We start from the raw sequence: 275 nt of genomic DNA, 5'->3' as shown, positions 1-275 counted from the left end.
AAATAAATCTCTCTTTTATTGCCATTTTCTTTTAAAGCGAATGCAATTAGCATCCCAATTGTAGATAATCCTGTTTTTGCTGTTTTCCCTTTCCCCTCAACCGTCTTATAGATTTTTGTGCTCTTTTTTAGAACTGTATTTAACGTGCTGCGGGGAATATTAAGCGCTTCGCACAGTTCTGATTGTGTAAAGTATAGCACAGGTTTGTTATTTGAATTCATGGATAAGAAAGTAATGATATCAGCTTCCCACTCGTGCCAATGACTACGTACACG

1 pseudogene is annotated in these 275 nt (G+C 36.7%); it reads right to left on the bottom strand.

Annotated elements, in window-relative coordinates:
* Window positions 1-275, bottom strand: a pseudogene (locus tag JDS96_RS31065) (replication initiation protein RepS); the annotation flags it as partial.

The sequence above is a fragment of the Bacillus cereus group sp. N21 genome, assembly GCF_016483395.1.
In the GTDB taxonomy this organism is placed as follows: domain Bacteria; phylum Bacillota; class Bacilli; order Bacillales; family Bacillaceae_G; genus Bacillus_A; species Bacillus_A pseudomycoides.
The sequence above is the reverse complement of the archived record's forward strand: the minus strand, read 5'-3'. Positions and strand labels throughout refer to the sequence as shown.